The organism is Paenibacillus sp. FSL H8-0283, assembly GCF_045040675.1.
GTDB lineage: Bacteria > Bacillota > Bacilli > Paenibacillales > Paenibacillaceae > Paenibacillus > Paenibacillus amylolyticus.
The window spans coordinates 1738691-1752357 of sequence record NZ_CP150295.1 but is presented as its reverse complement, the minus strand read 5'-3'; the positions used below and the strand labels follow the sequence as shown (position 1 = coordinate 1752357).

Genomic DNA, 13667 nt, shown 5'->3' with positions numbered 1-13667 from the left:
TCAACATTCAGGCTCCTTGTGTACCCGTTCAATTGAAACTTCGTGTTCCTGTCTATCTCGTTGTGTAATCTCCAGAGCATGATGAAGCAGCAATGTCTGTTCATACGCCAACTTGACCCAATGCTGAACTTCCATCTCGTCCTGACACCGCCCTTGGATAATCTCATCCAGAGAAGATTGAATACCGTAGAGAGTAAGTTTTATCGGTAGGTCAACCTGTGTAGAAATAGTTTGAGTGTTCTCCTTGTCTTCTTCATTATGTTGCTGAAGGCCGGGTTGCTCATGCTGAATAAACGCTCCCTCTACCTCTCTTCTCTCATGTTTCGGTTCTGATCTGCTCAGCCCTTCCTCATGCAGGAGTAACGTAATTACATTCAGATTGGCAGCAATTTGTCGTAGTTCACCACCACTTAGAACATCAATTCTTCCAGGATTGTGGCCCAATGCAAGTTCGGCTGTTCCGCGTGCAAGTTGACTGAGATCTTCCGCAATCTTCTGGGATCGAATCCAGAAAAAGATCGCAAACATGGCTCCTCCAATGAAGATAAAGAGCGGCTTTGTTCCGATATGATTGATTCCCCAGTTCATCATACGCGTTATCCATGCTGCATCTGGAAGGATGTGATTGTGGGCAAACCGTAGCACGTGATAAACGACAAAAAGGAGCGCTGCGCTCAGTAACGCGCTTGCTCCTCCAATGTATATGTATCTTAGTCTTACTGTACTAAATTGAGACTTCATATTCGGTATCCTCCTCTATACAATAATATGGTAATAGAGGTAGAATACCGAATATTTCTTAATGAGATAGTGGTTAACTTCTTACCAAATTCTTAATTATTATTCCTCTGAGTAAGTACTTGGTGAAGCAGCGGTTACAGGGAAACGGGAAACAAAATCCGTTCTGCCATTTTCACTGTAAGCAACGATACTTCCTCGATGTAATTCAATCATCGATTTAGCAATCGCCAGGCCGAGACCGGTACCTCCCGTATCGCGGGAACGGGATTTATCTACCCGATAGAATCGATCAAATAGATGCGGCAGATCTTGTGCCGGAATCGGATCACCATAATTACTGATGCGGACTACAGCCTCTTTACCTTCAAGGGCCAGCCCAATCTCCATTAGTTTACCTTGCGAACCATACCGAATGGCATTGCTGAACAGATTCTCATATGCTCTTACAAGCTCCCCCGGAGCAGCCTGTATCCATAGTGGGTCTTGCCCGCCGATGATCTTGTAGGTCATGCCAGCATCCTCCAGCATGGGAGCAAACTCTTCAGCCAGCTGCATCAGAAACGAATTCAGGTTCAACGCTTGCAGAGATAACGGAAGGCTCCCGCCACTCACACGCGTATATTCGAACAAGTCATCAATTAACTTGCGAAGGGTCAAGGATTTCTCATAGGCAATGCTAACGTAATAACGCATCTCAATCTCATCTTGGTAGCGATCCTTCTCGATGTACTCCAGAAATCCCAGAATAGAAGTGAGTGGTGTTCTCAGATCATGTGATATCCCCGTAATCAGATCGTTTTTGGCAGCAACTGCATTACGCTCTTCCTGAAGCGATAACTGCAATTGTTCAGCCATCTGATTAATGCTTGTAGCAACCACTCCGAATTCATCCGAGGTTTTCACTTCGATGCGATGGGATAACTCTCCTTTGGCAACCTCCTGAATCCCCGCCGTAATTTCATCCAGGACCCGCATCACCTTGCGTGAGAACAGGAAAAAAAACAGCACAAAACCAAGCACGCCTACCACAATCATCAAAGGCACCGAACCGATATTATTCACCAACCACCTGATCCCTTGGGCTGGAATGGAATAATCCGGATACGTCTGAGCTTCCAGGATGGTCTGCCCCACCTTACTACCCCCGTACAAAATAACTGCAGTTAATATACCGCTCAGCAGAAATGCATAGATAAATTTCCATCGGACTGTATTAATCAACTTTGAATTCATAGTAGGAACTCCCTGAATGTGTTCATGTTACACGACATCCTGTGAATGTACATGTTTATTGCGGTTTGATCATCTTATAACCAACACCCCATACGGTCTGAATAAACTTGGGGTGTTTGCTGTCGAGTTCAATCTTCTCACGAATCTTGCGAATATGTACCATGACTGTATTATTCGACTCCATGAATTCTTCTTTCCAGACTTGACGATAGATCTGTTCCATACTAAGTACTGAACCTTGGTGACGAGCCAGTAATTCAAGAACAGCAAATTCACGCGGAGTCAGACGAACCGGCTGCTCATCCACCCAAACTTCATGTGTATCGGTATTTATGACCAGATCATCAATAACCCACTCGTGCTCTTTGTTCTCCCGACCTTCATTGAAGGTATGATACCTGCGCAGCTGGGATTTCGCCCGTGCGACAAGTTCAAGCGGGTTAAACGGCTTTGTCACATAATCATCGGCACCGATGCTTAGCCCTGTGATTTTATCCATATCCATACTTTTGGCGGATAGCATAATAATCGGCATTTTCTGCTCTTCCCGAATTTTCATACAAGCTTCGATTCCGTCCATATTTGGCATCATGACATCCAGAATAATGAGATCGATCGACTCTTTTTTCAATTGTTCCAGTGCTTCAAGCCCATCATTCGCGGTGAGAATCCGATAACCCTCGTTGCCAAAATAAATTTCCATCAGTTTAATAATCTCCTGCTCATCATCCACAAGCAGAATGGTTGCTGGCTGTGCCACGGCATTATTCCTTTCCCTTCCATAATTCCTTACCTGTTCAAAGTATACCACCGAGGGATGAAACTGCGAAAATCATCGTGATCTTCACGGACACGCTCGATCTTGGCCATCATCTCAAGCGTCTCTTCAGGCTTCACCTGCTGAATCCACACTACAGAAGACACCAGCGCCATAGCCGTATACAGTGAATACAATCTCCAGAATAACTCATCCGGTTCATTGCCATCGAAATAGCCTTGAATTTGACCTATGGAATATGGAATACTGATCTCCGAAGCAAACAAACCCAGCTTCAAAAATTCATGAATGGGATCACCTTGATCATAACGATTAAAATCAATCACTCCTACGAGTTTATCCTGCTTAACGACACGATTGCTCGGGTGAAAGTCATCATGCTGAAATCCATCTGGACGATTTTTCATCCAACCGAGATGGTCTGCAATAAACGTTAGAATAACATGATCCTCTTTCATCACAATAGGGCACTGTTTATAGCGCTCCACGTAACGTTGATGCTTGGTGCTCTTGCGAATGTACCATGATTCGATCTGTTCCTCCATCGGCAACTGGTGAATCAGCTGTAGCTGCGCTCCTGCTTCCAAACCAACCGCCCACTGCTGCTGTTCATTCAGCTGAGGCAATCTCTCAGAAGCATCTTCGCCTTCAATGTAGCTAAGAATCATATATCCGTTCTTCTCATCCAATCTACCTGTGCCCAACGTTGCTGGACACAGTACACCTAATTGTTGCATGCTCTGCAAATATTGATATTCCCTTTGCTTCATCCATTCCTCAGCAATATCATACACCCTCACCAGCACATGGCCTTGACCAGGGACAAACATTTTGAATTTAGTATCTGCTGAATAACCCTTCATAACAGGTTCAATCCGCGTGGCCTGACCAAGTTCAGGAATCTGTTTTAACCTGTCAATCAACGTATTGTCCATCGATGCATTCCATGTATCGTGTTGTTCCACGTCCCGAATCCTCCGTTATTTCACGTATGGCGTGTAGTATCGTCGGTCTATTCCCACTTTAACCCATGATATTTCCTATAACATGCTTATATGTATTCTATCCGTTTCTATTTAAAAAGTACTGATTCGGGTTCTTTGCCCGTCAGGGTCAGCATCGTATACAATTGTCCTCTGTGATGATATACATGCCCCATAATCTCAAGTAACCACTCCAGCCGACTATAGGAAGCTCCCCAGTACGAATCCGTCACATGTAATAACTCTTCCGTGTTAAACTGCCTGTACCGTTGGTATAGATACATCTGGTTATCAATCAGAGCCTGCTTGATCTCACGGAGCGAATGCACCTGATTCTCTGCATAGAATTGAGCCATCTCTTCCTCCGATGCACCTTCGGAAATATAAACATCCGCTCGGCAGATCACAGACAGATGGGCTAGTAATTCTCCAACAGGTCGTTTACCTTCAATTGGTGTCAAAGCCAAGTCTTCTTCCGACAGCTGATCACATATATCGATTAAAGATGTTACAGCCACGTCAATATGTTTAAACGCAGATTGAATCAACAGTTACACTTCCTTTTTATCCCATTATACAGAACATATGATCGGTTATCAACCAAGATATCCCTCCTTAATATATACCCCAAATCTATATAAATTGAACAAAACATTTACACAAAACGGAGAAGACAGAAAGGACCTGAAGAAGCGGAGCTACAAGCTTTCTGCAAGAAAGCTACATCGGAAGCATACGCTATCCCCGGATTTCCCCTTTATAAGAGGAATCAAAAAAATCTGGGGATAACAGCGATCGGAAGGTTGTTCTGTCATCGGAGTGTGCAGTGTAAATATTCTTTAGTTCAATTTATATAACAATCTACGAACAAAAAAAGTCCTTCCTCCTTCATATAGACGGGATTCAGGACATTTTGTTGCCTATTTGTTTTCAAATCTTTGCTCAACTTGAGTATAACGAACAATACGTTTGCTCGAATCGTCCAGCCTCCAAGTCAGACTTGCGAATGAAAAATTGCAGTTCCCCGCAATCCCACCATTGGAAACCAATAGCATCATGTGTATCTATCTTCAACAGCAGTAGCGTATCGGATAGTTCCTGCCATGTCCGATCCTCATCACCGCCGTAATGTTTGGTCAGCTTCTTCTCACACTCCTGCTCATTATAATCGTACTCTTCTCCCAGTGCGATCTGTAACAAGGCACGATGCTCGGCATCCGGATGCTGCCCGTCAGGATATCCAAACATACCACCCCAATTCAGCGTACTTGGATGATTCCAACTCGACTCGAATTCAAGGTAACGGTCATACAGACTCACTTCCGCTTCGGCCTCATCGGTCTCAAGCAGAGAAGGCGAGAGCTCATTCAGCGCGTTGGCGTCAATATATGCATATGTAGGAAACTCAAGATTAGGCAGCACAGTCACCGAATGTGCAACAAACGGTGCTCCATCCAGCGCGGTATCACCTTCAGGCTCTCGCCTTATGAGGTTATGAGAACTTGGCTCAAAAATCACACGATGTTCAATGGGACAAGCAGATTCATCCTTGCCAACGAAAAAGTATAACATTCCACGTTCAGGCAAAGTCCCGCGCCCATCATTCGGCGTATACGGCGACAAATCCACCAGGTTCAGTTGGGCCAGGAAAGTCATTGGAACTCCTTCTTGTGTTACGGGCCATTCCATGCGACTTGGCAAATCCGGATGTCCACCCACACGTGAGTTTCCTGTTCTGCGATATTCGTCCAGTGTGGATACATCCAGGCGAATTCCCCAGCGGCTTGAGGACAACAGCAGATCGGCAGCAACTCCCAAACCATATTCCTCAAGTGTTTTACGGGCTTTTCTGGTCAGACGTTCACATTGTTCTGGCTTAATCATATAGATCCTCCCCTTTTGACAATACACCTATGCTGAGACATATTCAGGTTCACACCTGTATATTCTTCCGCCCGGACGTCTTTCCCTGCTTCTGTATAAATTGAACTTAAGATTATTTTACACTTACCACTCCGATGACAGAACAACCTTCCGATCGCTGTTATCCCCAGAATTTTTTAGATTCACCTTTGCAAAGGTAAAAATCCGGGGATAAAGGCGAACGCTTCGCTTCTTCAGGTTCTTCCTGTCCTCTACGTTCTCGTGTAAATATGTGTAGTTCAATTTATATAGAAAAAAGAGACTGACATCCCCTGTCAGTCTACTTCTTTATCCTATATTCCATTTAACGATTTGGATCAGAAGACTTTTCCTGGTAAGCACGCATATGCTCCTCACCGTCCAGGAATTCATGGGCCTGATGGGCTGCCATCACACCATGATAACTGATATCCAGACCCAGATCTTCCTCTTCTTCTGTCGAACGTACAGGCACAATTTTGCCAATCAACTTTAACCCGATCCAGGTCATGGCGAATCCCCAGATGACCAAGGCTGTAAGGCCAAGTGCCTGAACACCCAGCAACCTCCAGCCGCCGCCCATAAATAATCCACCATCCGTGGCAAACAGACCTACAGCAATCGTGCCCCACATTCCTGATGCGGCATGCACCGGGAAAGCACCAACCGGATCATCAATCTGTCGACGGTCCAGCCAGTTAGTGGCAGCCATCATCAACAAGCCGGATACTGCCCCAATGAATATCGCTGCTACATCACCAACAAAAGCACAGCCTGCCGTAATACCGACCAGTCCAGCAAGCGAACCGTTAATGACCGAGGGTGCATCTGAACGATTGAAGCGGAATAACGTATACAGCAACGTAACCGCACCACCCGAAGCCGCAGATAACATCGTGACAATCGCAATGTGACCAATTCTTACATCCGTCGCGCTGAGTGTACTACCAGCATTAAAGCCAAACCAACCGAACCATAACAGAAATGCACCTACAGATGCCAGTGGCAGATTGCTTGGGAGTGCAATGGCACTTACGCCAAGTGGCGTGTACTTCCCTTTACGCGGGCCAATGATAATCGCAGCAGCCAGTGCTGAGAATCCGCCGAGCGCATGGATGACAGCCGAACCGGCAAAGTCCTGCATCCCCAGCTGACTAAGCCAGCCGCCGCCCCATGCCCAGTGTCCACCAATCGGATAAATGATCGCCGTCATCAATATGATATACAAAAGATAAGCACGGAAGTTGATCCGCTCGGCCACCGCTCCCGAAACGATGGAAATAACGGCAATGGTAAAGGCCGCCTGGAACAACCAGAATGTCTCCAGAGATACCGGCACGTCCAGGTGAGACAAATCCCCATTCAGGAAAAATCCCGTTACTCCCGCAAAACCGCCAACGTCCGAACCATACATCAGTCCAAAACCGATCGCATAGAACAGTAACGTCCCAATCGTAATGTCAGCAAAAACCTTCATAATAATGTTCACACTATTTTTATAACGCACAAAGCCAGCCTCGAGCAGGGCGAATCCACCCTCCATCAATAAAATCATCGCTGCACTCAGTACGACCCAGACCGTATCAATCCCGGTGCTTAACGTCTCCAAAGTCATGCTTGTACATCCTCCGTTTCACTAAGCTGTCTGAGCTCACGGATTGTATCGGGCGCAAGCTCAATCTCGTCCCGCTCAATGCTGTCCGGATGCTTAATTCGTTCTGAGATCTGATCTAATTCACGTATGCGTCTGCGAATCTGTTCCATCTTGCGAAAACGTTCCTTCACCTGCACCATATACTCCACCGCCTGATGATGGGATGCGGGGCGGCCCGCGAACCATTTGCGTACGGGCGACAACGATTGATAAGCGATCTCTTCCGCTCGACGCTTTTGTTCGAACTGTTCGATCTTCTGCTTGAGCGTTTGGATCTCATTTTCTTTTTTGACCTTCAGCCGTTCGATAAGGTACAATAAATCGGACGATGATATTTGCAATGCTGTATGGTGATACACCTCGTCGATTACTAACATATCATGTCAGGACTCCTTACATATCAAGTTACTTGTACCGATTATAGTTTGCCGGGGTCAGCCCGTCAATCTTTTTTTGGACTTGGGATGGATTTAAATGAACCGTTCATGGAGAACGGCTTTTTTTATTTGCCACGAATTACATCTAACAAAGGATAATGTTGCCCAGGTTCGCATTCACTCTTTCCATTCTCAATGCTTATAGAATAAGCATCCACATTTGGGGTAATGAACATACACAGACTACCCGCATCATAGAACCTGTATATAAGGAGAGGATTCCACAATGTTTACTCGTAATGACAATATACGCAACCAAATCTGGGAAGCAGTCTCTGGACTCGAAGAAGAACAATTGAACCGAAAACCTTCACCCGAGCAATGGAGTATTATGCAAGTACTACGACATCTGAATCTGATGGAAAATGTTATTGGAAAACAAGCCCGCCTGGCCCTCGAGAAGGAACAGACGGTGTCTGTGGACAAAAAACCATATGAATTATCGTTGGACCGCAGCCGCTCCGTCGAGGCACCACCCCATCTTCAGCCTCCAGCAGCGCCTGAAGCACTTGCAGACGTCCGCAGTGATCTGGACGAATCTCACCAAGCGTTAAACAACTTTGCATTGGATCATGATCCTGACCTGCTGCGCAGCAAGTCCTTTCCTCATCCCGTATTTGGTGAGATGGATCTTACCCAATGGATTGACTTTACAAGTTATCATGAGGAACGTCATCTGGGACAGATTCAAGAGATTAAAAAGCAGCTTGGCGTGTAAGCACAACCTAGACTTTCACATAGCATAGAATATAGTCGAACGACAAAAAAACCTCCAATCCTATTAATTTAGGTTGGAGGTTTTCAGTGTTCTTATGTTACGAATAAGAACGACACTTATATTTTTTTGCCCAAAATCGCCAGATCTCTATTCACACCATCCAACACGGCCACTTCGGGATAATATCCCCACTGTTCAAAACCATGCTTGCGCAATAACCCCAGACTCGGTTCGTTATGCCCGAAGACAAATCCAAGAATGGTCTTAATTCCAAGTGCAGGACATGCTGCAAATACCGTTTCGAGCAAACGTCCACCAGCCCCAATTCCGCGGCATTGCTGATCCACGTATACACTGACTTCCACCGTTCCATTATACGCAGGACGTCCATAGAACGAGCTGAGACTCGCCCAAGCTACCACCTGTCCTGCCTGCTTCATCACCCAAAGCGGACGATGTTCCCGTGTATGTTCCTCGAACCAAGGCAAACGTTGCTCCACCGTCACTGGCTCCAAATCCGCTGTTGCCATACGGCCCTCAATAGTAGAATTATAAATCTCCACAATCCTCGGCAAGTCCTCCAGGCGCGCATATTCAATCTGCACATCTTCCAGTTTCATCGCTATTCCTCCATCATTCCAGATCAAACCTCTAATTATAGAAGATATTATAACGGAGAAGAGAAGTCTTCGTCATCCCTAACATTCTGACAGAGAAATCTGTAAATGTTTAAGTAAACATTTACACGACAACGGAGAGGAGAGGACAGAACCAATCAGAAGAAGCGAAGCTAAAAGCTTTCTGCAAGAAAGCTACTTCGGAAGCATACACTGCGCCTTTATCCCCGGATTTGCCCCTTTATATAAGGGAATCAATAAAATCTGGGGATAACAGCGATCGGAAGATGGTTCTGACCGCGTAGTAGTCCAGTGTAAATTCAATGCTTTAACTTATATATAGCATTACTCTGGAAGTCCCTGAATTGTGTTCCCACGAGTGAACTGCTGACTCTGGTCTGCCCAACGAATGTTAATTGAGCGAGATGTGAACAGATCCGGGCCATTCGATACCTGGAAATGCAGATGAGCTTCACTGGAATTTCCCGAATTACCAAGCTCACCGATAGGGTCTCCCTGCTTGAGCTTATCTCCTTTTTTGACCGAAACACTGCCTTCCTTGATGTGTCCTGTGATGCTGTATTCACTGTTGCCATGGTCGATCACCACATAGTTACCGGCCGGTTCTTCCGGATTCATGACACCCGGCACATTGTCCGGTATATCGTTCTTGATCTCGACGACAGTACCATCGGCAGCTGCATAAAGTGGTTCACCAAAAGCATAGTAGTTTTCGTTTGCCGTTGCATCACCTTGATAACTGGATTGTTCTTTGGTCCGAACGATATCCAGTGCATAACGCTGCGTTTCGTGCTCATAATGATAGTTTGACAAGGCATCATTGCCTCCCCAGAATACGTACCATTCCCCCTTCATCGGCAATTGAAATTCCGTTTTGGTGAATTTGGCATCCGTGTCCTCATGAGCTTGTAGCGGTTGGATCGAGAGACCTTCAATTTGATTTTCTTCGGAAAAATAGGCTCGAATTCCTTTCGTCCCAGTCTGATCCTTCCAGGCCACCTCAGATATTTGATTCATTTTGGCGTCTACCACTTGCTCCCATGATTCAACACCCTCCAAAAAAGGATCGGCCGTCGTTTTGAACTGTTCAAGCGTTAACGTCCCCTTCAATTCGGGAGAGAATTGATTATAGATTGCATCCTTTGAACCGTTCATCAGCGTATCTATGAAATTGTCCGGTGTAACCACCGCGCTCACCTCTGAACTTGAGTTTTGCTCCTGATTGGAGTTCTCGCTCGCTTCATTATTGGACGCCTGTTCGGATGACTGCTGCTCTGCCTGGTCGGAAGTAATGGAGTTACTGTTGCCGCAAGCAGACAATATCACGCAAGCTCCAAGGGTAATCGCAAGCACCTTCCAGCCTTTACTATTCTGTAATTTTGAATGTGTTTGTTGTTCTGATTTCAGATGACCTTCTCTGTTCATTCTCAACATCCCTTCAGTTAATCGTTATACTTTCCAGTTAAGTGTACAGAATGAGTCTTATCCTTCGTCTAACCCCATCTTACATGTAGTTAAACTTGCAACGCCTTTTGAGGTTGTATAATTAAGATTCCGTTAAGATAGCTCGTACGCTATACAGCCTTCTTGGATGGTATGATTAGCAATACACACAACGGAAGGATCAGGAGGTCATTTTTAAACTATGGATAACGTCTCATTACTGCTTGTGGATGATGAACAGGCTATTCTGCATATGCTCAAAACCGTTCTGCTCAAAGAGCAGTTTCTCGATATTGATACCGTTACAACAGGCGAAGCTGCCATCCAGGCATGCAACAACAAGACGTATCATTGCATCGTGCTCGACATCATGCTTCCTGGCAAAAGTGGACTGGAAATCTGTCCTTTTCTACGGCAGGTCACCGATGCGCCCATCCTGTTTCTAACGGCCAAAACAACCGATTATGACAAATTAACCGGATTCGCCGTTGGTGGTGACGATTATGTCGCCAAACCCTTTAATCCGCTGGAAGTCGTTGCTCGAATTAAATCATTACTGAAGCGTTATTTACCATCTAAAAGCGCAGCGATCTCGGATCATGTCCCATCTAACGTAAATACGTCATCTCCCAGCACATCGGAAGGCGTGTACGACTTTGGACGGTTTCAAGTGCTGGAGTGGGCTGGTGAACTTCGTGTTGAAGGTGAGTCCGTATCTTGTCCGGCACTTGTGTTCCAACTGTTACTCTTTTTCTGCAAACATCCCAATCGAATTTTTACCAAATCAGATCTATATGAGCGGGTCTGGGGCTCGGAAGCCATTAGTGATGACAATACCGTGATGGTTCATATTCACCGCATTCGGGAGCGCATTGAAGCCGATCCTTCCAATCCGGTGTTTCTTGTTAACGTCCGGGGTCTGGGGTACAAACTGATTCAGCCGGAACATGTGTCACGCCCATGAGTATTCGTCGCAGGTTAATGACCCGGTTTATCGGGATGCTTGCCGGTGCAGTCGTTCTTATCATCCTGCTTGGTTCTGTAGCCACTTACTGGGTCGTGCAAAAGGTAAATGAAGTGAATCTGATCGATGATTTTGCTCTTAACGGTCTGGACCAATTGATTAGTACAGCAGAGATCATGCCGGATGACACCATCCGATATGACCCCGAATTGCTAAAGCAAGTGGATAAAAATCAAGGCTGGCTCCAAGTTCTTGACGAACAAGGCAACGCCATTGATGAATATCACACACCCGCCGATGTTCCTACTCACTATAAACCGGGGGAATTGATTGCATACTGGGAAAGCCAGAAGCCGTTCCCTTATCAGATCGCCATGCTAATCCGGGAGAAGAACGGAAAGGATTTTACCTTGTTATATGGTGAGCGTAACCCGGCCAAGTCCTTAATGAATAACATTCGTTCAGATCTTGCTTTTACCAACGGGAAGCTTAATCTTCAGCCCGACCAACAGGAGGCCCTTCGTACTGCCAATGCTTATCTTCAAATATTGGACCCGTCAGGACGTGAAATTTCTTCCTTCAACAAACCAGCCATGGGCGTACCGACCGAATACACCATTCAGGAACTCGTTCTGCAAGTTCGCTATCCGAGTCGATCTGGCCTGTCTGTTGCAACGTGGTACGACGAACAGAGTGAAACCACTTGGCTGATTAGCATCCCTGTTGATCCGGCGGTGAACAGTGATCAGAACCCCTACAATTTTATTCTGGAACCGGCATTGGTCGTATTGATTGTATCCATCATCATTCTGCTCATTTTGCTTGCCTTCTGGTATGCCAACCGATTCGGTTCACCCATGCTGCATATGCTCCAATGGTTACAGCGTCTGGAACGAGGACATTACGAGGAACCTACCGGAGCCTTTGGAGTGCCTCGCAGTCAGCGTCGTAACGGAAAGTGGAAGCGAAAATACAACGTGTATGCTGAAGTGCTTCGCTCCATGCAGGCCCTGTCCCATACTTTGAAGCAAGATGAAGAACTTCGGAAACAGACCGATTCTCTGCGGGAGGAGTGGATTGCTGGCATAACACATGACCTGAAGACACCCCTCTCCTCCATTCAGGGATATGCTCATATGCTTGAGGCGGATAAGTATAGCTGGACCGCGGAGGAAGTCAGGGAATTCGCAGGCATAATGCTCGATAAGTCCATGTATATGGACAGGCTTGTCAACGACCTTGCCATGACCTATCGATTACGCAGTGGAGGATATCAACCTGTGGTGGAAGAGACTGACGTAAATACGTTACTCCGTGATCTGATCCAGCGCGCTGAACGGAATCCCGCATATGGAGAAGGTCGCATCCTATTCCAACCTTCCGAAGTGCCTGTGTATGGACTTGTCCATATTCCGTCGTTTGAACGAATTGTGGATAATCTGACTGCCAATGCCCTTCTTCATAATCCGGCCGAGTCCATCCTGGTTGTCAGCGTGCATTCTGGTAAGCAGGCAGATGAATTCAGCATTCAGTTTGCCGATAATGGAAGAGGCATGGACTCCGAGATGGTATGGAAGTTATTTGAACGATACTATCGCGGTACAGATACAGGTACATCGGACGTTGGATCAGGGCTGGGCATGGCGGTAACCAAAGGTTTGATCGAAGCCATGAATGGTCGTATTGAGGTACAGTCCACCCCTGGTGAAGGAACGATCATTCGCTTAATATGGGATGGGCCGTCCGAAACCAATTAAAATGTTCCGCTTGACCTTTCCATTTTCAGTCTATATAATCGACACTCAATAACACCTGTTCCAATATATTAATATTGAATGCAACACATTTCAGAATAATTTGAATGAGTTGATCTAACATATTTGGCGATGACCAGAGACATGATTTCGTTTGCGTGCTGCCCAGAGAGAGAGGGGATTGGTGAAACCTTCTTCAGCGAACGGACCGGAATTACCCCTCTGCAGCCGTGACCTCGAACCTCAGCATTTCGAACTTCCCTCGGATGTTTGGCTTGCTGCCAGTAGAGTTCACCGCCTGATCCCCGATAACGGATTCCAATGAGGGTTATGATGTTTTCTGTTCCGGCGGCTGGCCGAGAGCAGGGTGCACCATAACCAAAATTAGGGTGGAACCACGAGCCAAGCGCACTCGTCCCTTT

Annotated in this window: 13 protein-coding genes; 3 read left to right on the top strand and 10 right to left on the bottom strand. The window is 46.1% G+C overall.

Going from position 1 to position 13667, the window contains the following annotated elements; all coding sequences use genetic code 11:
- The 8 genes from MHI52_RS07825 to MHI52_RS07790 form a co-directional block, all read right to left on the bottom strand.
- Positions 1–741 (bottom strand): hypothetical protein, encoded by a 741-nt coding sequence (locus MHI52_RS07825; protein ID WP_405158785.1) that lies wholly within the window; start codon positions 739–741, stop codon positions 1–3.
- A 99-nt stretch (positions 742–840) separates the two neighbouring features.
- Positions 841–1974 (bottom strand): sensor histidine kinase, encoded by a 1134-nt coding sequence (locus MHI52_RS07820; protein WP_405158784.1) that lies wholly within the window; start codon positions 1972–1974, stop codon positions 841–843.
- Between the two features lie 55 nt (positions 1975–2029).
- Entirely contained in the window at positions 2030–2734 is a 705-nt protein-coding gene (locus MHI52_RS07815) for a response regulator transcription factor (protein WP_026081203.1), read from the bottom strand.
- Between the two features lie 29 nt (positions 2735–2763).
- Entirely contained in the window at positions 2764–3717 is a 954-nt protein-coding gene (locus tag MHI52_RS07810; protein WP_405158783.1) for an aminoglycoside phosphotransferase family protein, read from the bottom strand.
- A gap of 107 nt (positions 3718–3824) precedes the next feature.
- Entirely contained in the window at positions 3825–4283 is a 459-nt protein-coding gene (locus MHI52_RS07805) for a DinB family protein (protein WP_017689934.1), read from the bottom strand.
- A gap of 394 nt (positions 4284–4677) precedes the next feature.
- Positions 4678–5619, bottom strand: coding sequence for a DUF1963 domain-containing protein (locus MHI52_RS07800; protein ID WP_036669159.1), 942 nt, complete (start codon positions 5617–5619; stop codon positions 4678–4680).
- A gap of 343 nt (positions 5620–5962) precedes the next feature.
- Positions 5963–7252, bottom strand: coding sequence for an ammonium transporter (locus tag MHI52_RS07795; protein ID WP_036610695.1), 1290 nt, complete (start codon positions 7250–7252; stop codon positions 5963–5965).
- Positions 7249–7668, bottom strand: coding sequence for a hypothetical protein (locus MHI52_RS07790; protein WP_076251604.1), 420 nt, complete (start codon positions 7666–7668; stop codon positions 7249–7251). The genes MHI52_RS07795 and MHI52_RS07790 overlap by 4 nt, the downstream gene beginning before the upstream one ends.
- Positions 7669–7954: 286 nt before the next feature.
- Between MHI52_RS07790 and MHI52_RS07785 the strand changes: the two genes are divergently transcribed.
- Complete coding sequence (locus MHI52_RS07785; RefSeq protein ID WP_127544125.1) at positions 7955–8446, top strand: DinB family protein; 492 nt, start codon at positions 7955–7957, stop codon at positions 8444–8446.
- Between the two features lie 116 nt (positions 8447–8562).
- Here MHI52_RS07785 and MHI52_RS07780 read toward each other — a convergent pair whose 3' ends face one another.
- Together MHI52_RS07780 and MHI52_RS07775 are read right to left on the bottom strand one after the other, a co-directional pair.
- Positions 8563–9066: a GNAT family N-acetyltransferase gene (locus MHI52_RS07780; RefSeq protein ID WP_127544127.1), complete on the bottom strand. Its 504-nt coding sequence runs from the start codon at positions 9064–9066 to the stop codon at positions 8563–8565.
- A gap of 342 nt (positions 9067–9408) precedes the next feature.
- Positions 9409–10509 carry a M23 family metallopeptidase gene (locus tag MHI52_RS07775; RefSeq protein WP_405158782.1) on the bottom strand — a complete coding sequence of 367 codons (1101 nt, stop codon included), beginning with the start codon at positions 10507–10509 and terminating at the stop codon, positions 9409–9411.
- A 220-nt stretch (positions 10510–10729) separates the two neighbouring features.
- Here MHI52_RS07775 and MHI52_RS07770 point away from each other — a divergent pair, with 220 nt between their 5' ends.
- Positions 10730–11491: a response regulator transcription factor gene (locus tag MHI52_RS07770; RefSeq protein ID WP_405158781.1), complete on the top strand. Its 762-nt coding sequence runs from the start codon at positions 10730–10732 to the stop codon at positions 11489–11491.
- Entirely contained in the window at positions 11488–13248 is a 1761-nt protein-coding gene (locus tag MHI52_RS07765; RefSeq protein WP_405158780.1) for a sensor histidine kinase, read from the top strand. Before MHI52_RS07770 ends, MHI52_RS07765 begins: the two co-directional genes overlap by 4 nt.
- Positions 13249–13667 lie beyond the last annotated feature (419 nt).